The organism is Shewanella sp. S23-S33 (assembly GCF_043359565.1).
Lineage (GTDB): Bacteria > Pseudomonadota > Gammaproteobacteria > Enterobacterales > Shewanellaceae > Shewanella > Shewanella oncorhynchi.
In genome coordinates this window covers 1-22,836 of sequence record NZ_JBHFFD010000022.1, presented here as the reverse complement: position 1 = coordinate 22,836, position 22,836 = coordinate 1, and the positions used below count along the sequence as shown (strand labels likewise).

General features: G+C 47.8%; 7 protein-coding genes and 4 pseudogenes. 10 read left to right on the top strand and 1 reads right to left on the bottom strand.

Going from position 1 to position 22,836, the window contains the following annotated elements; translation table 11 throughout:
- Window positions 1–243: 243 nt before the first annotated feature.
- Together ACHA99_RS06955 and ACHA99_RS06950 are read left to right on the top strand one after the other, a co-directional pair.
- Window positions 244–462, top strand: a pseudogene (locus ACHA99_RS06955) (transposase); the annotation flags it as partial.
- A 78-nt stretch (window positions 463–540) separates the two neighbouring features.
- Window positions 541–1,464: pseudogene (locus ACHA99_RS06950) on the top strand (IS5 family transposase).
- 173 nt (window positions 1,465–1,637) lie between these two features.
- Here ACHA99_RS06950 and ACHA99_RS06945 read toward each other — a convergent pair.
- A complete protein-coding gene (locus ACHA99_RS06945) occupies window positions 1,638–2,264 on the bottom strand; it encodes a helix-turn-helix domain-containing protein (protein ID WP_393941856.1) in 627 nt (208 codons plus the stop codon).
- A 167-nt stretch (window positions 2,265–2,431) separates the two neighbouring features.
- Between ACHA99_RS06945 and ACHA99_RS06940 the strand changes: the two are divergent.
- The 8 genes and pseudogenes from ACHA99_RS06940 to ACHA99_RS06905 form a co-directional block, all read left to right on the top strand.
- Window positions 2,432–2,543: pseudogene (locus tag ACHA99_RS06940) on the top strand (IS982 family transposase); the annotation flags it as partial.
- Window positions 2,544–2,818: 275 nt separating this feature from the next.
- Complete coding sequence (locus ACHA99_RS06935) at window positions 2,819–5,185, top strand: hypothetical protein (RefSeq protein ID WP_393941854.1); 2,367 nt, start codon at window positions 2,819–2,821, stop codon at window positions 5,183–5,185.
- 119 nt (window positions 5,186–5,304) lie between these two features.
- Window positions 5,305–5,604 (top strand): annotated as a pseudogene (locus ACHA99_RS06930) (RHS repeat-associated core domain-containing protein); the annotation flags it as partial.
- Between the two features lie 363 nt (window positions 5,605–5,967).
- Entirely contained in the window at window positions 5,968–6,279 is a 312-nt protein-coding gene (locus ACHA99_RS06925; protein ID WP_393941866.1) for a hypothetical protein, read from the top strand.
- A gap of 228 nt (window positions 6,280–6,507) precedes the next feature.
- On the top strand, window positions 6,508–11,079 hold the full coding sequence (locus ACHA99_RS06920) for a hypothetical protein (RefSeq protein WP_393941852.1): 4,572 nt from the start codon (window positions 6,508–6,510) through the stop codon (window positions 11,077–11,079).
- Window positions 11,080–11,176: 97 nt separating this feature from the next.
- Window positions 11,177–17,911 (top strand): neuraminidase-like domain-containing protein, encoded by a 6,735-nt coding sequence (locus ACHA99_RS06915; RefSeq protein ID WP_393941849.1) that lies wholly within the window; start codon window positions 11,177–11,179, stop codon window positions 17,909–17,911.
- 48 nt (window positions 17,912–17,959) lie between these two features.
- Window positions 17,960–22,501 (top strand): SpvB/TcaC N-terminal domain-containing protein, encoded by a 4,542-nt coding sequence (locus tag ACHA99_RS06910; protein WP_393941847.1) that lies wholly within the window; start codon window positions 17,960–17,962, stop codon window positions 22,499–22,501.
- The coding region (locus ACHA99_RS06905) for a hypothetical protein (RefSeq protein ID WP_393941845.1) at window positions 22,498–22,836 on the top strand (339 nt) is incomplete at its 3' end. The genes ACHA99_RS06910 and ACHA99_RS06905, both read left to right, overlap by 4 nt.

The following is a 22,836-nucleotide window of genomic DNA, read 5'->3' as shown; positions in this document are numbered from 1 at the left end:
ATGACAAATGTTGTGAAATACTAATGTTGGCCACCTAATAAGTAATGTTATGATCCCCTCATAACCCATTTAGGTGACAATATGAATAAAATTAAACGTGCTCGATATAGCTTGTTTCCTAAAAGCACAAATAACTACAGAGTGCTTCCTGAGCGCCTGCATGGCGCTTAAAACCCTTGTTTCATCTTCAGTCGTTTATCTGTAATTAGAATATTATTTTGATTTAAACCCGACAAACATTGGATTTCACTATTAGGAAACAAAGCCGCTCGATATAGCGCAGTCATTAAGCTCGAAACCGCTCAATTAGTCGTTGTTCAAGGTTATACACAAGAAGCGGCGGCAAAAGCCATGAACGTGGGTAAATCGACAGTCAGCAAGTGGGTAACACAGCTTCAAATCGAGCGCCAAGAGCTTGCTCCAATGACACCAGAGCAGATTGAAATTAAGGCACTTAAACGGCTTTGTTTCCTAAATCGGTTGAACTAAAGCCGTAGCCGCAGAACTGATCGGCATCACCTATCAACTTACCCATCAACCGTGTCAAAACCTCGCTATAAAACAACTCACTGGAAGCAATACAACCACGCCTTTATCAACCGCGGTTCACTTACCTTCTGGATTGATGAGGATGCAATTGCTAAGTGGAAAGCCAAGCTCGAGCAGCCCAAGAAAGGTCGCCCTCGAGTGTTTAGCGACTTAGCCATTACCACTGCGTTGATGGTTAAGCGTATTTTCTCTATGCCACTGCGAGCCTTACAGGGCTTTATCAATTCGGTGTTTAAACTGGGTGAAATCCCATTATCTTGCCAGCATTACACCTGCATCAGTAAACGTGCGAAAACGGTCAATATTGCTTTTAAAACCAAGACTCGCGGCGCCATTGAGTACTTAGCTATCGACTCGACAGGCTTGAAGGTCTATGTCGAAGGTGAGTGGAAAGTGAAGAAACATGGCACAGATGGAAAGCACCGAGTGTAGCGTAAACTGCATATTGCCGTAGATACGCATAGCCATGAAATTATTGCCGCAGAACTCAGTTTATCAGGTGTCACAGACGCTGAAGTGATACCCAATTTACTTAAGCAAACCCATCGAAAAATCCATAATATCTCGGGTGATGTTGCTTACGACACGAAAGCCTGTCACGAAGTCGTTCGTCGAAAGCGCGCTTTAGTGCTCATCCCACCTAGGGAAGGTGCTGCGCTATGGGAACAAGGGCATCCACGAAACTTAGCCGTCAGTTGGCAACAGCTTCATGGCTCAAATAAGCAGTGGAAAAAACGGTATGGTTATCATCGCCGTTCAATCTCAGAAATCGCCATGTACAGGATAAAACAACTGCTAGGAGGCACGTTGAGCATGCGGAATTATAACGCTCAGGTGGGAGAAACTTACGCGATGATTAGGGCTTTGAACAAGCTTACTGGGCTAGGTATACCTGAAACCCACTGTGTAGCTTGATATTTGCACAATGATGAGAGCTTTGTTCGCTGACTCGATTTAGGAAACAAAGCCACTTGGAGCGGATTCATTCTGCTAATGACGATCTGTCACTTGTAGAGTTTGAAAATTTTCAACTAAAAGTGTCCGATTTGGGTTGACCAGTACATGATGAGTTACAGCACTGATAAACATCAGTAAGATAGTGGTAATTTTTTTTCTATCTTAATAAGATGCCCACTACCACTGATGACGATATAACCACCTTGTCTGAGGGATTTCAAGATTGAGAGTGCGTGTGAGCGAGAGACAGTCGTTGTCTCCAATATAAATGATATTGCGCTGTAGTTTCGCTTAATTTCTACTGGAAGTGCATAAAGCCATTCTATGGCCATTTTTACCTCTCTGTAGGCATTTCCCTCATGCAATGCTGATAAATTATATATAATTTTTTGTGCATTATTAGCTACAGCGTGGTAAACGCAGCGTAAGAGTCCTATATCTTCATGCTGTTCAAATATCTTCTCCAGCGCCACGATGTAATAAGTTGAGGTGGATAGGGTTTCATATTTAAAATAATCTAAATTTGATAATGGGGGTAGGCAATTAAAGGTAATAATCTCCCCTTTTTCTAGAAATAAAACAGTTTTATTTTTTTGGGTTCCGACTTTCCAATATCCATCACCGATTGCAACGATATATTCACCATCCCAAGCATCCAGTTGTAGATATGCCGACGCTGTTTTTCGTATTCCATTCGTACGAATCCAAGCATGTAATGGCTCTATGTTTAAATCCTCTCCATATTTATCGATGTCCATATCTCTCTCATATTGGATTTTTTGTGACGACTCCAGAAAATTGTAGAACTCCAAAGTCTATTTAACCTTAACTCGGGATAAGAAAATTTGAACTAATAGCGCTCCAAGTGATCGGATCTTTCGACCAAGAGAAACCCCATCACACCGGAAGGCCGATGTATAAATTAGTGGAAGTGTTTTTCGATGTCGATGATTTTTTTCACGGTTTTCATGCCTGAATGGGGAAAAACGCTGTTAACCGATGGCACACGCAAGCACCAACATGCAGGCCAATCTACACCCGCCATCGCCGCAGTGCTATGTTCTATTCGGCCGGGTCCTAGGGTCTGAAATCAGACTTGTGTCGCTGAAAATTGAAATTATCATTAATTAAGTAATATCCTCATTCATGCTTGACCGCCATTGAGGAGGTTATGAAATGTGCTGTCTCGATCCAGAGATAACCTTGTCGCACAATAGTATGTTATGTAATCACGTTTGTTTATTTTTGCTTATGGTAAAGGTTGCTTTTGCCGCTAAGTCATTAAAAATTGAAATTAATTGGAGAACAGATCATGCAACTCGATGAATTATTAGAATGGATGCAAGGCCGGTCTGTCACTCTGGGCTGGAATTCGATAGTTTCTTATGATCGCTCCAGAGTCAACAAGCTGCTGGAGTACCAATATGTAACCAAAACCGGCGACGACAATGTGTTGCCGCCGATATCAGGTAGCGAGCCACTTGCTGGCGGTACCTCTATGGAATTTTCAAACCTAGTGTTTGGCAAGCCATTGCTATCGTTTGAAAATGCATCGCTGAGCCACGCCAGGGCAAAGCTGACCATGCCATTTGTCAGCGGCGCATTTGCGGAGGTATCAGGTTACGAGCCGGTGCTGAATGTTTCCAAATATAGTGGCATTGTGCCGGGCAGCTCTTACACACTTTCCATGGAAATTCCGCTTGAGGAAGCGCCGGGGGAGATTGGTGAGCAAGGTGAAGTCTTACTGGACATTAGCCAAGGAAATGATTTTCGGGTTAATTTTGTGGAGGAAGAAGCGGCGCAGAAAAAAATTGGCGAATTCTTCAAGCTCCGCTATGACAGCGCCCCGGATGAAGTGAAACGCTACCAACTCAGCATGCTGGATAAACAAGGCAATGCGGCGTTGACGCCGGTTTCATTCCATGTTCGCACACAACCGGCCCCTGGCAACAAGACTCTCGGAAGCTCGGACTACGGGGATGGCGCGATTGTGCTATTTATCAAGACCTCTTGCAGCACCAGCGACCCGGATGGCACGATGCCGACAGATAGCTCAAATTTTCAATATCTGATTCCAAGCAATACCGGGGAGGATGGACAGGACTTGTACTCCGGCACGGTATTGATTTCTAATAAAACTGTAATGAAATACCTTGTCGCGCCCTATTATATGTCTATATGCAGCAATTTGCAGTTTGATATTAAAAATGGCAATTCAAATGACCAGCTATGTGAATTGAGAGCCCAAGAAGGAGGGACCTATTCAGCTGGCGGGGTGAAAGTTGAATGGTCGTTGCAGATTCCCCCTACATACTTCCTACAAACCCATTATGCAGTTTCCGGCAGAACTGAGTCGACTGTCCCTGGGCCATTGGAACTGCCATGCCAAGACATGAGTTTTATCCCAATAAATAATGGACTTAGAAGTAATTGGGCGCGGACCTATGATCAGCAGTTTACTGATATTTCCTATGATAAATATGGGTCACAAACTAGTTATGAGCGGATTACTATTCAGTTTTCTAATAGTTCAGATTTACAGGTAAAAATGAACGCTGGCAATATTGTATCCTTTGATCCGTTAGGTGGTAATCATACAACAGTGGCGGTCTATAATGATGGTTGGATTGGGGTGAATAGTGCACAGCAACGATCAGTGCGCGAGCAGATTACGGAGCAAGTTGAAATTTCGGTGCAAAGTTTCAATAATTGTCGCATCCCTGGAATTGACCTCTTTACCTTGGCAAATTTGTTATTCCCCGAGAAAAATACGCTGCAATTGAACGAGGCATTTCTACCTGGGGATCTGGCCTGCTTCGGCCAGCTAGATACGGAAAAAAGCACTTATCGGCTGACGCCATTGCTGCCGACGGTGGTGGTGACTGGCAGTGAGCAATTTGTGCTGCAGCCTCCGGTGGGAAATGGGCAAACCGTGAGCTGGTCTGTGCAGTCGATCGATGCGGGCCCAGCCGGCATCATCGATACCAATGGACGCTATCAAGCGCCATCCGACATCGAATCCGCGCAGACCTCGCATCGGGATATGGTCCTCGCCACCATTGATGCCGGCACCCCGCAAACCAGAACCGCGGCCTCCGTCATCGAGGTCGTGCGCAGCTCAATATCAGTATTCCCAGCATTCGCGCAGACGATGTCGAATAGCGGGGCTGTGGTGATGCTGCGGGCGAACTCCATCGCCAGTGGTGCCGTGTCGCTCACTTGGACACTGGAGGGACCCGGCAGCCTGCAGGCATCACCCGACAATAATTTGGAAGCGTGTTATGTGCCTCCGGAAGCTGCCGACATGAATGCCAGCATAGTGCGCATGGCCACGATCCGGGTAAGCGATACCGTCAGCGGCTCCTCCGCCAGCTCCAGCATTGTGATACTGAAGTCAGGCAACACCTTCAATTACCAAGTGGATCCGTACCTAACTCCCGCTTTGGGCCCCTCTCAAACTCAACAAATAAAACTTTATTATAACGGCATGGAAGACCTTCCAGACATGGACGGACTTGAGTGGATCGTTAGTCCGAGCACGGCGGGAACGATCGATAGAACAAGTGGTGTCTATACTGCCCCCGCAGTGATTCGTGACAGCTGCGCCGTGGTGGTGGCTGTCGCTAATTTCGGAAGATTTTCCTGCCAAGGCTACTGTGTTATTCCCCTTGCCGGATGAGGAAAAGATAACCGATCCTTTGATGATGTGGTTAGCCTATACGCTGCCTGATATCGATAGACAGTCGGCGTGTTCATGACGTACCTAATAGATGTGATTGAGAGTAGAGAGGAAATAAAATGGTCAAGAAACATAGTACGATACCGCCAGCACCCGCTAAATCCCAGCCGGTGGTCGTAGCCGAGAGCGCTCCAAGAGCCTTGCTTACCAATACGCCAGCCGCCCCTAGTATGCTCACCATCGGGTTTAATGGTTATCCGTATGATCAAGCGACGGGTTGCTACATTCTAGGTAACGGTTATCGACTCTACAACCCGGTGATGCGTGCATTCTATTCACCTGATAATTTAAGTCCTTTTGGCGAGGGTGGGGTCAGCCGTTACCAATACTGCTGCCTCGACCCAATCAATCTCTCGGATCCAACCGGGCATGCTAGTAGCTGGGCCATTGGCGGTATTATCCTTGGGGCCTTAGGAATTGTTTTAGGTATTATAATCGCCATCCCTACTGGAGGGGCCAGTCTTAGCCTCGTCGCTGTCGGTGCGGGTATTTTTGCCGGAGCTTCCGGGGCTGCCGCTATTGGCACGGGAGTAGCCTCATTGGCTTATGAATCTAGTAACCCTGACTATGCGGATAAGTTGGGAAAGATTTCATTTAGCTTGGGGGCATTCTCCGTTGCCGCGGCCTCCGTTGCAGCTCCGGTGGCCCCCATAGGAGCCTCTTTAGCTGGAGGCAACAAACTATTGGTTGGCTTGGGTGGTTTGACACAGCTAGGAGGGAGCGTGACGGCGTTTGCCGGCGCTGTGACTGAAAATGACGTTCTCACCAAGGTCGGGGCAAGCCTCTTTGGTGTGGGTCTTGCTGTCTCTGCAATTGGGGTTTCGGCGCCTGTTTTGGCAAGGGTATTCCCTAGGGCCGCGCCTAAATTGCAAGGTCCGCTGCGATCTATCCAAAGGGGGACAGGAAATACAGCAAGAAGGCAATTCTACAATACCGCCATGACACCTAACAAGAGTAGGAGTCAGTTGCCTGGTTTGAGTGATTTAGGCGCGGCGGTGAGTTCGAGAGTCCCCTATCCGCGCTTGGGGATGTAAGATCGTGAACAGCTGCTCAGAAGACTCCGTTGGAACCCTAGCCGACGACAAATTCCGTGATGGCTTAGCTGCCAGGCTAGTGTGGAGCGCTGTGCGGTTTAAGATGGGGCCGTAGCAATGTATTACGGCATCTCCCAGATACATTAAATTTGATTGTGACCGTGAAGATGGGCTGGCAGCTAGCCCATCATCGAAACGCGATAAATCATCCAAATCAAGGAATCTGTCATGTCCACTGCATACCATAGCCTATTTTCACAAGCGCTCACATCTTCCGCGCTTATGTCTAGCGTGTCGCCACAAACAGGAATGTTCCAAGCCAATCTGAAGTTGGCTGACATAAAAATTGGCATCGAGCAACCCGCACAATTTGCATTAATTTTGACACTGGGCGCGAGTGCAGAGGTTAAAGCATCTAACTTCTCGGAAATATTAAAGAAAAACAGTATTCAACAGCCAAATATTAATCCATCCTGTGCAAGTTTTAATACTTCATTCATCGACCTGGCAGCGAATAAATGGTTCACCTCTGATGGTGCGGTTGAAACTATTAATGTTGTCGGTGGCGCAGACAGAAGTATCCTCCTGCTTTACCATAAAATAAACGACACTATTATTTCGCCTATTTCATCAGGTCCAGGGCAAACAAAGGGCTGGGAAGTTAAATACAAAAATGGCATGAGAGAGTACTACCAAGAGGATGGTTTTAATGATTTTCGCTATGCCCTGCTGGTTCAACAGGTGTCGCCTGCTGGTCATATTTTGACATTTTCCTATGATAATTTTAAGCGGCTAATAAAAATACAGGATGGTAGTAATAATAAAAATAATATCACCATAGACTATGGCGACCAAGAAAACCCTGGCAACGGCAGAGAATACACGGTTACACAATCCACATATGGTCAAGAATTCAAAACAAAGATTAAAGTTATTAAGGTACCCTTCACCAAGACAATTAAAACAAAGCCAGTAAAATTAGATTTTTATGTAATTAGCTTGGTTTCCCTGCCTAATGAGGATTTACTGTCTCATAAATCATATAGATTCTCTTATCAATATGCAGAGCCAGAAGGTGCGGTGTATTCGCGCGCTGAAGAGATGAAGAAAGTGTTGCTCGAAGCAATAACGCCATATGGTTTGACACAAAAGGTGACTTACACAAGCTTAAACTATGGAGATATCACTTATGATGACGATGACGGCATTGTACGTTTTCTCGCCAAAATTCCTGTAGTTAAAAGTCTATATATCACCGATATCGGCAATGGAGAGCTAGGCCGTGATGCCGTTCCTTACATTATCAGCTATCAATTTAGAGGTGAAGATAATGCGAATAATTTTACGGGTTACACGACTGGTGAGTTGGCGGCTTTTGGCATAGATGGCTGCATCATCAAGAGCAATGATTATACTTATTCCACTATCGAGGTGCACGGTTCGTCAGATATAGCAAATGGGGTTAATTCCGGTGTTTTCGATAAAAAAATCATACGTACTTACGATAGATTTCACCGTCTCACGCAGGAAAAATCCATATATCGCGATGCGGGCAGCTTGGCTCAGGTGCTGGTGAATTATAGCTATCCAACGAATTCTGGCGATATTAGTGCACAGGAGAATAATTTCCAATATTGGACCGAGTGCCGTACGGAATACATCATGGATGAGCCCAGTCATGCACTGGATGAAAGTCACGTAAAAATACAAACCAGATCGGTCGATTCTTATGGTAACACATTGAGCATCACTGAAGAGTCTGGCATTACGACTAATTACGTATACTATTCCATGACCGATGATGAAGAGAATGGTTGTCCGATGCCGCTTAATGGATTGCCATGTTATGTGAAAAGCATTGAGACCATTCCTAATCCATCGAGCCTCCAGCCACTGCCGGCAAATAAAAGAGAAGAGTTTACTTATAAAAAAGTCGATGGCATTCAATATACCTGTCCACTGTCCGAAATTACAACTACACCTTATATGGTTCTTCCGGCCAAGTCTAAAATTAGAGTTGCGGGCATTATGCAGACATTAAGTGATTGCAACTATAAACAAGGGGAGCAAAGTGGGATTTTAATTGGTGCGCTGACCTCAATAGATACAATCTCGCAAAATGTTCCACAGGGTGGGAAAGATGTCAAAATTATCAATACAACTGATTTTACCTGGGAATTAATAAATGCTGAGTCGGATGCGACAATGCCGGTATGTGTCAAGAAAATCACCAAAAATACCGCCTCGATAGATGATGTCTTAGTCACAAAGATTATTGAGGGGGGCAACGTAACAACTAGATTGGCGGATGATCTAGTGGTGACCGAAACGAGTTCCAGTGGGGTTGAAACAAAATATGAATATAATAGATATGGCAGATTAGAAAAGAAAATCTCTTTCGCGAACAAGCCACTTTATACGGAGACTGAAGAGTATTCTTTTGAGTTTCCACTGGATTATCAATATTTTCGTATTAAGAATCTTGTCACTTACAAGAAACTCAGAACGATAGATAGCAACGATGCCAGCATATATTTACGCTTCTATTTGGGTGGGGACTTTCAGGTCTGCGGCATTTCACAAGGAATATTTGAGGCCGGCAGCCAGCTCGGCCAATTAATCGATCCAAATGCGGAAGGGTTTCTGATTGCAAAATCAAATATTTATAGCGGCAATGGTAATTTGTTAAGTGAATCTTTGAAAGATGGCGGCAAAAACTCAATGCGTGAGTGGGTGAAAATTGATATATCGAGTCGTTTTGTTAATTTATCAAATTCAGGGGTGACAACGGATGCAACAGGTGCAAACTGGATTGAGCTGTTAAATCAAAGAGATAATCTTTCATTTAACTCGGTGAGCGGCGGGGATATTTGCTATTTAAATAAGTTGAATAATTACGGCTCGATCGACGAGATTAAGCTGGGTGAATTTGGCCTCGATCATATTGAGGATGATCCCAGCGGTTTATTACTGCTCAGTAATAAGTATGATGGTTTTGGTCGACTCCTTTCAACAGGAAAATCAACATTAGGTTATACAAACTATCAATACGATGAGCTGGATAGAGTCTTGCAAGAAACGGCAGGCATGTTGTCGGGAGATGGTTTCATAGCAACAATGCAGGATAGCACTTACCAATACAGCAAGCACATTCCCAGTATGGAATTACCGGTGCGACTGATATGCACATCTAGATATCCAGGTAACAAAACGATTATGGATAGTCAACGCGAATATGATGTTTTTTCTCGCTTGACGCAACAGATTACACCGATGGAAGTGCTATCACCACTGCCTCCGCAAACTGTATTGACGGAGAACTATGAATATAACGATGATATCTTTCCCTATTTACCAACAAAGGTAACAAAAAGCGTTGGCAATATTAGTTACTCTTATGATAGTGCCACTGGTTTATTGCTAAATAAGAGAATTTCAAATGGCAGTGGCAGTACCCAAGCTCCAGATTTGACGGTCGCTTTCGACTATAATAAGCAAACAAAGCTATTACATCAAACCTCGGTTAGTGTGACATCAAATGGTTCCAAACAATGTCAGTACGACTATAGTTACGATCGCTTTGATCGGATGACTTTAATGAAAGTGTTTTATAACGATGTAGAAAAATACAGGATGTCGTTTGACTACACCAAGCTATTGGGCCTGCCAACGCAATGGATGTTAAAGGACAAAGACGATAATAATTATTTGCGCTGTGACTTCTTCTATAACAGTGCTGGTCGTGTAAGTGAGATTACTTATGCTCCTTTCGATATTGGCAACATTGGTATAGGAGTGATTAGCATTGTTGCAACATATGTTGACTGTACAGGTGGCTATGGATGTGGGAATGTGCAATCGATTACCTTGGCTATCGAGGATTTTGATCTGCCAGATGATGTGACTAATGCCATTAATAAGATGGCAATCTTATTTGAATATGATGAATGTGGTCGAGAAATCAAAAGATCGTACTCCATTACTAATGACGATGATGACGCGTCAGATGATATCGTTTTCTATGTGGAAAATAAGTTTGATATTGACTCAAAGCTGGTGTCGCGAACAGTTGGCAAACGAGATTTACCCAGCACATCATCCCATTCTGGTATTGATAATGGAGATGACGTTTCTGCGGATGATGGATATAGTGTTGATAGTTTTGAGTTTAGATATAAAAACTACGGTGGCGGCATGCTGGATGTGTCAATTGTATCAGGAGATGCAAACGGTGCGGGCAGAACCACTTATTTTGCAGAGGGCGTTGTAAATTTTGACAGAATCGTACGAGTTCCTACTGGTAGTGAGCTATATGAAGATAGATATAACTATAAGGCCGATTGCGTCCGTGGTATTACGCCTCCATCAGGCCAAGCAAGCAAGGTATACGAATATGATAAAAATGGCAATGTCAGCAAGGACCCAGATCTCAACTTGCTGCGCTATAACGCCGATAATGCGCTATCGACCCTGATTAAATCGAACAATGAGGATAGATATTATTATAGCGCAACCGGTGAGCTCAATCGCGTGCTGCGAGGCGATGGCAAAGACACCTTCTATTTCTACACGGATAGCACCCTTGCCGGCGAGCTAAACGCCGATCTGCGGGCATTCTATATCCGCGCAGGGGAGATTCTGCTTGGCCGCATACTGGTCTACTCAGGAAATCGTGTGGATTTCGAATTATATGGCACAGATTCTATGGGGTCGGTGCGAGCCGCATGTAAATTCACTGCAGGAGCTAGCGCAGCGACTACCGAATATTATGATTATTCTGATTATGGGGCGGTGATTTAAATGTCAAGATGGCTTGCTAAAGAACATTCGATGATTTGAACAAAAAATTTCTAATGATTTAAATGCGTTATAATACAGTCTACATGGAGGAGTCGTGATGAATAACAATTCCGAAATATTTGGAATATTGAGTGATGATCAAGCAGTCATTGATGCCATAATTAGCCTCGGCTATAAGACGGCTTTGGAGATTGCTGCAGAATCAGAAGCAAAATTTATCGCTAAGTTAGAGTCGTTTTCTTCAGATCGAACCAGACAGATTCACCGCCTGGCAAAATTGCATGCTCAGACGCTAAGCAGTATGTATCGAGCCATGCTGGCGCGTCGTGACCCTATTTTGCAAGGCATTACCAAACTCGGCATCAATCCGCAGCCGAAAGCATTGTCGACAGCATTGAGTCGCAGCTTGAATGGCGCCCCGGACTTCGAAGAGTTATTTCCACCGAGCTCAGCATGGTATGCGCCCATAACATCTATCCAGTCCTTATTTTCCCCTGGGCGTTATGCCACTGAACTGTATAAGATCGCCAAGGGGCTGCATACTGCAAATAATCCACTAAATATCGATCAGCGTCGTCCTGATATCCGAAATGTCATTCTGAGTGAGAAATCACTGACACAGAAGGGGCCTGCGCTAGGTATTTCCAATCTTATTTTGCGTCAGGGGGTGGATGGCTATTTAATGTCATCTCAAAAAAATCTGGCGACCATTACTTTCCCGATGAATCTGCCCTATGATGATAATCTTGCGCAAATTCGTTGTGGCTTTTCAGCCCTTAAAATAGATATGCAAGCGGTTTGGTCGGCACTGGCCGATTATCAATGGGAAATGTTCAATCCTATTGATTATCAAAACCCAAGCCCTGACAATGACACCACACCTGCACCATTCGCGCGTGAGCAACTAAGCTTAATGCCCGGTGCTTATTCCTTGCTGGTATCAGCACCGGCGAATCCCAGCGAGATTCAGACCCGCTATCATTTGCCCAGCAACAATATCGAGAATGAGTTAAAGCCAATTTCCGTTTTTACCGATAGAACCAATCTTACATTCAATCAATTAATTGATATGACCGCACAGCGGGATTATCAAACCAACGACATCACGGGGCTGCAAGCGAGCCGCTACTATGCGTATCCAAACAAGGAGGCTGCGGTTCCTGTCATGGAATATGGCCAGACATATCTGGCCAATAGCGCGAAAATACCGCTACTTGTGGCACCGGCAGCAAGCGTGGATGATGCACAAGCAGCTTCATCGCTGGTATATGAGCTGAATTTTGCAGATAATGCGATGGCAACTGCACTGGCGGATCGCGCGGAGCGCCTATTGCGGCTACAACGACAGACTAAGCTCGATTACCCACTGCTTGACTGGCTGATAAAAAACGTAAATCAGGCCTTGCAGCGACAGGACGGTGACTGGAAGCTTGATACCCCGGTATTGGAAGCTATCGCCGAATATGCTCGGCTTGCTAGCAGCTACTCGATCTCGGCGAATGCGTTTGCTTGCTTTATCGGCAGCATGAATACTTATGCGTTGCGCGATGAATCAAGCATGTTTAAGACTTTATTTACCTCTCCTACGTCAGGGGAAACCGCGCCACTGAATGGTCAAGTGAATTTCAACACCAATGATTCCGATCCTGCGGCGGCGTTGATTTGCGGTGGCTTAGGGGTATCGTCCAATGAGCTGAGCGAAATGGCGAAACTGGCATTCGGCAGCACTGGTGTGGTAACCATGAGTGCAGCAAAATACGCACAACTGTATCGTTTGGCTACCATTCCCCGCATGCTTGGCATTACATTTCCGCAGGCATGCGTATTGTGGCGACTATTGGATCCGCAATGCGATTTAGCAGAAGTCGTGGCCGGCCAGCCATCGTTGGAAACCCTTGATATCATCCGCCAGAGCGAAAGCGTCCTGTCATGGATGGATGAGTATCGATTGTCGCTGGAAGCGGCCATGATGATGGTAAGCAATGTCTATAGCAGTGAACCAACTCCAGAGATTTTCAACTTCCTCAGTAATATTTATGATACCTTAAGCGGCTCTTCCTCGGCAGATGCAGCGATGAGCCCATCGCTGCGAGATATGTTGTGCTCTATTATTGCCGGCTCCTTCCAGATCAAGAGTAATGTAGAGTCAAAATTGCTGTCTTGGCAGGACCTGCATTTTACCCGTCTGCCAGCAAGCGCCAGAGAAGTCCCCACCCCATACGGCCTTGATGATTTCTGGCAAGAAATCAATACCTTTTTTTCCAGCGGGGAACCTGCCAGCCCTGCAAAGCTTGCATCCGCGCCCGATCTAGTGCGCTATAGCAATGCCTTAGGCCAATATGCGCTGATTGCTGGCTGGACCAGATTGAGTGATCAGGATCTTACCCTAGTTGTGGATACCCCACATTGGTTTTTGGATGGCAATTCCAATATTGCGCCGCCGCCCTCCTTCCCCGTCCTGCTGCAACTGTCTCGCTTGAAAGCTTGGCAGCAGCATATTCGCTCGTCCGAGGCTGAAGCCCTCGATTACTTCCGTTCCGCCAATCAATCTGATCAAACATCGCTTAAAGCCATCACTTTGCTCAGCAATATTCAAGGATGGGAGTTAGATGCGGCTTCACAAATGAACCAAGGGCTGGTCGATGCTGGCGCCTATGCCGGTTTCCCACGTACCTTCCAGCAAGTCTCACGTTTGAACACATGGATGCGTGTCGCTGAACAGCTGAAAGTGGGGAGTCTCTGTATTGAACAGCTTTACGAGATGTCTTTAAATGATGCTGAAGCGGCCAGCCCGCTGCTGCTGGGGTCTGTTGCCAATATATTGATGTCTGGCATCAACGGTTTGAAGCCGATAACAGACGCGCAAGGCACTAACGAGATTGATTGGAATGAGCCGATGACTACGGTGATCATGCAGTATATGGAAGACACGCGTGACACCTACGCACCTTCATATATCAAATACTGCATACCGAATACACCCGTTAATGGTGTGCCATTAAAGCAAAGCATCAAAACCTTGGATGATCTTTATGATTATCTATTGATAGACGTGAAAAACTCTCCGCAAGTGGATACCACCTGGATTGCCGAAACCATTTCCAGCCTGCAAATGTATATCAATCGCTGCCTAGGCGGCTATGACCCGGAAGTTGATAATGCGCCAGGTTCAACCATGGTGGTGGAGTCTAGGCCGGGAGGATTTCTGTATGACTGGGCTGATTATAATCAAACGTATTCCACTTGGTCCGGCAAGGCGCGTCTCCAATATTATCCATCAATCTACATTTCCCCAAGCTTGCGTTATAGTAAATCCACGCTATTTTCCGCGCTAGAGCAAACCATTAATCAGGGGAAAGTCACTAGCAATCGCATAAATCAGGCATTTACCGAATATTTGACCGCTTACGAAACGCTAGCCAATCTGGAAATTATTAGTGCTTATCAGGCTGGTTTAACTCCAAGCGCTCAGAGCTCTGATACGATATATTTTGTCGGCAGAACGCGGGAAGAGCCTTATGAGTATTACTTTCGCTCCTGTAATATGTCGATACGGGATGATAGTGGGAAAATAACCGGAGGCGCTTGGAGTGAATGGCTCAAGATAGGTGCCCCTGTAAGCGAAGCCGTAGGTCGCTTTGTCGCGCCTTTTTGGTTTCAGCAACGCTGCTATGTCTGTTGGCTAAACTGCACCATTGACGATTCCTCTGATAATAACACGTCCAATGACACGTCCTCTAAGACATATACAGCAAAAATTTACTATTTCAATGCGGATGGAAAGTGGTGCCCGTTCCGCAGTATTGTCATTCCTTTTTCTAATCCAAGTCGTGTCTGGTGCGCCGTAGATGTCAGCGACGACACATATATTCTCTTTGCCGAAGCCACTGATGAAGTGGGAGAGCCGGCACTATTTGCATACCGCAATGATTCAAGCTGGACCATGGCAGGAGATCTATGGACTCCTACAGGTTTCATTGCCAGAGATGTGAATTACGAATTTTCTTCGGAAAGCAGGGTGATGGTTGGGGATAGTTTCATCGTGGGTAATCGAAGCTGTACTGTGGTGAGTGTTAATTTTGATAATATCAATATTGCCAATGCAAACATCAAGATAGCGACGAGTTATACTACATTGGACTATGAGTGTTATTCCAACAATGGCACTCGCATTGGCAATTTGAAGTCTGCGCGTAGCATCGATGGTGTCGCCACGCTGACCTGGACTTCAGAGACTTCCTACATCATGGTAAGGAATTCTGTTCCAGAGGATTTTAAATTATATGTGGTCGATCTTGAAAGAAATCGTCAATTTGCGGCAAGTTATTTTAACTATCCATTATTGCAGTTTAATAAATATGAAATGGAATATGCAAATAGCAGTGATTGGCGACGCTGGGAGTCATTGGCATATATATCCACCAATACCGGCCAAGTTTTTTATTCTGAGCTTGAGAAATACGGGGTGGATGGTGTTCTAAGTTATACACTACAGACCCGTGCAATAGAGCCTACTCCAGGTAACAACGGATTGGAGATGAAGCCAATCAGCTTTAATAGCGCATATGGTTTATATTTCTGGGAAATATTCTTTTATATCCCATTCCTGATAGCCGATCGTTACCTCGTCGAACAAAACTATGAAAATGCGGCGCGTTGGTATCAATATATTTTTAGCAATATTGGATACCGCGACAATAACGGCGAGCTCGAAACCATAAATGGTGATGTGCGTTATTGGAATGTGGTCCCCTTGCAAGAGGATGATAGCTGGAACACCGCTATTCCTCCAACGACAGATCCTGATGCGATTGCCATGGCCGACCCGATACAGTTCAAGATGACGATCTTTCTGAAAACGGTGAACATGTGGATCCAGCAGGGTGATCATTACTATCGGCAGTTGGAGCGTGATACGTTGGCGAAAGCCAAGATGTGTTATCAGCAAGCGTTTCAGCTATTAGGACCGCGTCCGGTGATTGATTACAATAATAGCTGGCCCATTCCTGATCCCACATTGGGCGATGAAGCCGATAAAATTGTGGTGTACGGTGCCGATAATGTCGATGCCGCGGCGCCCACTTACCTGACACAGGCTTTACGCGCTTTTCTGTCCAATCAAAACGGAGATTTCCTGCCTCCCTACAATGATGATTTGGTCCTGTATTGGGACAAGCTGGAGGTGCGCTTCTATAATCTGCGTCATAATTTGAGTCTAAATGGCCAGCCCTTGGTGCTGCCCTCGTACGCGACGCCCATCTCGCCCACCGAATTACAACTTCGCCATAGTGCAGGCAATGGCCCAGGCGGCTCCACGGTGCAAAGCCAACATTTACAGAGTCAATTTCGCTATTCGGTGCTTCTCGAGCAGGCACGTTACGCCGCCGCTAGTGTTGTGCAATTTGGCGGCTCATTACTAGCCACGCTAGAAAAAGGGGACAGCGAAGCGATGACGTTGCTGTTGCAAAGACAGCAAAAGGATGTGCTGATACAGACGCAAAGCATCCAGAATTTCAATGTAGCGATGCAGCAGGATACGCTTACTGCCTTGCAAAAGTCTCTGGATGGGGCAAATCACCGGCTTGCTCACTATAGTGCGCTATATGAAGAATGGCTATCCCCGGTAGAGCTGGAAGCGATGGATATACAGACTATATCTGGCGCCTATTTTACATCAAGTTCAGGTTTTATGACCGTGGGCGCCGCCCTAGCGGCACTGCCTAATATTTATGGGGTGGCATTTGGGGGCGCACAGCCGGGGGCGTTATCCTATGCAATTGCCTTTGAAATGACGACGATTGGCACGGCGCTGCAGACAACAGCCAATCGCTTGACGCTCGATGCACAATACCAGCGACGCCGACAAGACTGGCAAATTCAACGTGACAATGCAAGCGCGGAGGTGGAGCAGCTCAATGCGCAGATTGCCGCCCAGCAGCAGCAGATCAATATGGCCCAGAAGCAGTTGGAACTCAATGCTCTAGAACGGGCCAATCAAGAGGCTGTGTACAATCTGCAAACTACTCGTTTTACTGGGCAATCGTTGTATAACTGGATGACAGGACGACTATCCGCACTGTATTACCAACTATATGATGTCACCCTACCATTATGCCTGAGTGCAAAAGCCGCTTTGGTTTGGGAGATCGGGGGGGATAGAATCCAGAATCTGTTCACCGCCCCGACCTGGAATGATTTGTACCAAGGTTTACTGGCGGGTGAAGGTTTGATGCTGGAATTGCAGCGTCTGGAAAATGCTTATCTTCAGTATGACAAGCGTGGCCTTGAGCTGCAGCGTACGGCCTCTATCAATATGTTGCTGGTGAATGCCGTTCCCAGCGATACGCTCGCCTCTCTGATCAGCAAAGCCTTTGCCAATAAAGGCGTGAACCAGCCGAATCCTGCGAATGCAAGTGGCGTAGCCATCAGATACTCAGATGCCAATGGAGGTATACTCACCATCACCTTGGATATCGCCACGTTGAATTTGGCTGCCGCCTGCAATAGCTCCGATAGAACCGGACGTTTTTATAGTATTGCGGTGACTTTGCCGGGGGTGCTCGGCCCCTATCAAAATGTCAATGCCACGCTTGATCTGCAGGTTGATGGCGCCTCGTCAGCCATCGCCTTGTCATCCGGTCTTGAGGATATCGGCATATTTACGCTGGATGCCGCCAATGCCGCTCGCTATCTGCCATTCGAAGGCAGGTCAACGCAGCGTGGCAATCTGGTGTTGAGTTTCTACCAAGTTGACCTCGATTCTGCGCAGAGAACCTTGGTGAACAGCCTGACGGATGTCATTTATCAGCTGCGTTATACGCTGAAGGAGTGATCAGCGTTGACCTATCCACACATAAATTATTTAGCACGGAGAACGTAGATGGATACCATCGGCCAGTCAGAAGCTGTTGCAGTGACTCAACCATCTCTCCCCAAAGGCGGCGGTTCCATCTGCGGCATGGGTGAAACACTTGGACAAGGAGGACCGACTGGTCAGTCGTCGCTCTCCATTCCCATCGCCAACTCGCCGGGGCGAGGATATGCGCCGAATCTGTCTCTGGAGTATAGCAGTGCTCAAGGCAATGGCTGCTTTGGCATTGGATGGGGTTTGCCATTATTGACGATACGGCGGCGTACTAGCACTGGGGTGCCACGCTATGAGAGCAATGACGACTATTTGGCGCCGAATAATGAGGTGATGACTCCTGAGTTGGACGACGCGAACAATGTCGTGGCCATGATAGTGGAGCAGGGTGGCGAAACCTATAGGGTCACCCGCTACTTTCCTAGAGTCATGGATGGTTTCGATCGCATTGAGTATTGGCAGGGGGAAGGAGGCGAGGAGGATTTCTGGCTGATTCATGCCAGCGATGGTCAACTGCACTGCCTGGGAAAAACGCCATTATCCAGAATTGCGGATCCAGCGGCACCAGATAAGATCGGGCAGTGGCTGTTGGACGAGTCCTGTTCTCCAAACGGTGAGCATATTTGCTACACCTATAAGCGAGAAAATACAGAAAATGTTGCTCCAAGCGAACTGGAGTCCACCCGCAGCCAGACAGCGAACCGCTATCTGATGCAAGTTCAATACGGGAATGTCACGCCCTATGCACCGCTTTATGCTTGGGGCGATGTCCCCGCTAGCGATATGCCTGTCTGGCTGTTTACACTGATTTTTGATTACGGCGAACGCACTTTGGACCCCATGCAGAAGCCGCCGTACGCCCCGCAACAATCTTGGCTGTGCCGAGAGGATCCGTTTTCCGATTACGCGCTGGGATTTGAAGTCCGCACCCATCGGCTATGCCATCAGGTTTTGATGTTTCACCATTTTCCGGAGGAACTAGGTTGTGACCAGTATCTGGTGAGCCGCTTGCTGTTTGGCTATGAGCAGAACCCTAGGCTTAGCCGCTTGTGCATCGCTCAAAACCTCGCCTACGAAGCAAGTGGTGCGGTTCAGTCAATGCCGCCAATGCAATTGACATACACCCCGTTCAATACGGATTTTTCGGCTAATGCCTATCAAAGTTTGCCGGCCTTTCCCGGCTGGAATGATGGCGCGCCATACCAAATTGTGGATCTATACGGCGAAGGCGTGCCTGGCATTCTGTACCAAGTTGGCAATGACTGGGGGTATCAGGCCCCTCAGCGCGGCAATGATGGCCCAGATTCGATTGGGTATGCCCCTTGGCAATCATTGCCACTTGTTCCTGCGGCGATTCCCAAACAGAAGAGATTAATGGATCTCACCGGCGATGGCCGCCTAGATTGGATCATTGCTCAAGCAGGCCTTGCCGGATATTTCACGCTAAATCCTGATGGACATTGGTCTCACTTTATTCCGCTACCGGCGTTTCCAAGCGAGTTCCTGAATCCAACTGCGCAACTGGCAAACTTGATTGGCGGGGGACTGGCTGACCTGGGATTGATTGGTCCAAGAAGCGTGCGCTTGTACCCCAATCGACGGGCCGATGGCTTTGCTCCACCCATCGATGTCCCACATGTCGGCGATGCTCCTTTACCCGTTTTCGAATCCAATTCCAACGCACTGGTTGCCTTCAGCGATGTACTGGGGTCTGGTCAGTCGCATCTGGTTCGGGTGCGCTATGACGGCGTAGAATGCTGGCCCAACCTCGGATGGGGGAGGTTTGACAAGCGTTTGAAGCTTGTCTCCCCACAGTTTGATCCTGATACCTTTGATCCGGCAAGGGTATTCCTGGCGGATATCGATGGTTCAGGAGCTGCCGATTTAATTTATGTCAATTCCGACCACTTTCAGATTTTCCTGAACAGGTCAGGCAACGGCTTCGATACGCTGCCATGCATTCTGCCTATGCCTGCGGGGATCACTTACGATAGGCTTGATCAAGTCAGCTTTGTCGATATGAATGGTGCTGGTACGACAAGCCTCGTGTTAACGGTCTCTCATATGGCGCCAACTCATTGGTGCTATGTATTCTCGCATAGCAACCCCTATCTGCTTGAGCGGGTCAACAATAATATGGGCGCGCAAACAACACTGCGTTACCGAAGTTCAGCACAAGAATGGTTGGACGAAAAACAAGCCAACCCACGGAGTGTCTGTCATTTGCCATTTCCCATGCCGTTGTTAAGTCATATGACCAGCCTGGACGAAGTCAGCGGAAACACGCTTTCGAAAAGCTTTTTATACCGGCAAGGCGTCTACTCGGGGGCTGATCGCGAGTTTCGCGGTTTTGGATTCTTGCAGCAGTGGGATACTGACGATGCCGCCGCATCCACAGGAGACGACATTCCAAATACCGCACCAACCATTACAAAAACCTGGTATCACACCGGTGTGGAAGATTCAGAAACCAATCCGGCAATCCCTCCTTATATTGACTCTGCCATGTTCACGCTTGGACCTCCTCGCTTCACGGTGTTTAATCCGGTAACGGAACAGGACGATGCGCTGGGGCAGGTGGATAGTGCAACCCGCTACCAGCTGTTTCGAGCCCTAACGGGTTGTGTCCTCCGCACAGAGGTTTATGGTGCGGATGACAGTTCTCAACACGGGATACCTTACAGCATCACAACCAAGCAGTATCAAGTGCGACAGGTGCAGGCCTCCAGCCCAACACATCCTTATTCTGTCGTCATTGCTAATGCTCTGGCGGATCTATCGGTCTGTTACGATCGCATTGCAGACGATCCGCAAGTTCAACAAACGGTTATTTTGGAGCGAGATGCCTTCTGCTCGCCGCTCGCCAGCGTAGAGATCAGCTATCCGCGCCGCCCGCCAGCAACGATCAATCCCTATCCTCCGACCGTCCCCAATGCGCAATGGTTAAGCAGTTATGACGATAGCCAACAGGATTTGCGACTGCTTGAAACACGCCAGACGGTATATAACCTTATAGGTCCACAGGTGTGGCGTTTGGGGCTGCCCTCTCAACAGCGACAGAATGTCATCACCAATCCAACCGACTACACCGGTTATCCTGCGAATACGTACGGCCTTGACTATGAGACGCTGCGTCTGCCAAACGGCGTGCTTGGCCCGAGTCAGACGCGGATCTTGGCCGGTCAAACGGTTACTTACTATTTCAACGCCGCCGGTACCTCGGCGCTTCCTGTCGAAACGCCGCCCCCGCCGCTCGCGCTGGTTCATCATATCGAGACCGCTGAACTCGACAATGAGATGCTAGCGGTTTATTCAGGTATCCCAGATCTTCCTGCTGTACTTACCGCGGCCGGCTACTGTCAGCAGTCACTGGTGCTGGGCGCGGTGGGAGAGCCAGCTTGCAAAGTCTGGGCCATTCCGCATCACTACACGACCTATGTGAATGATGCTGGCGAATGGCTGCCATTCCATCTACCGCGGAGCCAGCAAAGCACGCTCATTGTGGGAGCAGAAAGCTTCACCTATGATGCGTATGACTGCGTGGTCACCTCAGTGACCGATGCCGTTGGGCTCAGAACGGAGACCAGTTATGACTACCGGTTTTTGACTCCATGGCGGATGGTGGACGTGAACGAGAACCAACAACAGGTGTTATTTGATGCCTTGGGCAGAGTGGTGGCTACGTCTTTCTTTGGAACGCAATTGCCGGCAGACGGCAACACCCCTGTGCTGGTGGGATTTGCGCCAGTGGTCGACTTCAATGCCGATGCGCTGGCGATGACCTCAATCGAAGCAGCATTGGCGGACCCTGAAGGTGCGCTTCAACAGGCTGCCACGGCCAGCCTCTATGCACCGTACAGTTGGATGGGCCAAATCGACAGAGCGCAGTTGCTCGCCTATACAGCCTTGCCCACAGTGGATATGCTTTGGCAAACTTTAACGCAACAGCATTTGATCACTGCGCAGGGGCATATTTTAGCCAAAGGACGACAATGGGCCGCCGGCGGGCCAGATATTGCGGGCATTCCCACTGCAATACGAATGCTGTTTAACGCCACGGTTCGCAGTCCAGTGCATGCCGCCACCTTGTCCGCTGAGCAATTCGCGCTCGGTTCATCGCTAGACCCGCAGCAGATTCAGATCATGCTAGCGTATAGCGATGGCTTTGGGCGCCAGCTGCAGTCTCAGCAAAAAACGGTCCCCGGACTGGCCTTTGTCGTCCATGAAAATGGTCAACTTGTGCTCGGTGACACCGGACTGCCCTTGCTCCGCGACACCACCCCAAACTGGCGCTGGGTGGTGTCAGGCCTTGTTGATTACAATAACAAAGGGCTGCCGGTGCGGCGCCACCAGCCCTACTTTTCTGATCGACCCGGCTTTGTATACGATGCCTCCGCCGCACAATGGAGCTATGCCGATACCTTGTACTATGACCCGCTGGGACGCGAACGGGAAATGGTCACTGCGCTCGGTTATGTCCGGCGCAATAGCTATTACCCGTGGTTTACGGTTGCCGAAGATCTGAACGATACTCTGCATGAGGTACTAGAACTATGAGCACTTTTTCCGATGCGGCGACCGCACGGCGCTGCGCAGGCACGCCGACGGTCACAGTAGTCGACAACCGCGGCCTTGCCGTGCGCGCCATTCAGTACAACCGCGCTACAGAAGAGGAGATGCTTGATATGCTGATCGCACAGCAAGTTTGGTCCGTGCGCGGTCAGCTTGCCGCCAGCATCGACCCTCGGCTGTTCGATGCACAGCAGGTCGACCCCTCCGTGCAGCCTAATTTCCACTACCTCCGCTCGCTATCCGGTCAACCGCTGTCCATCCACAGCCAAGATGCCGGTGCCCGCTGCGCGCTATTCGACGCCGAGCGCGGCCTAGTCTGG

Excerpts from the sequence above, each read along its gene's own strand:
- ACHA99_RS06945 (WP_393941856.1), bottom strand. The coding sequence starts at position 2,264 with ATGGACATCGATAAATATGGAGAGGATTTAAACATAGAGCCATTACAT.
- ACHA99_RS06935 (WP_393941854.1), top strand. The coding sequence starts at position 2,819 with ATGCAACTCGATGAATTATTAGAATGGATGCAAGGCCGGTCTGTCACT.
- ACHA99_RS06920 (WP_393941852.1), top strand. The coding sequence starts at position 6,508 with ATGTCCACTGCATACCATAGCCTATTTTCACAAGCGCTCACATCTTCC.
- ACHA99_RS06915 (WP_393941849.1), top strand. The coding sequence starts at position 11,177 with ATGAATAACAATTCCGAAATATTTGGAATATTGAGTGATGATCAAGCA.
- ACHA99_RS06910 (WP_393941847.1), top strand. The coding sequence starts at position 17,960 with ATGGATACCATCGGCCAGTCAGAAGCTGTTGCAGTGACTCAACCATCT.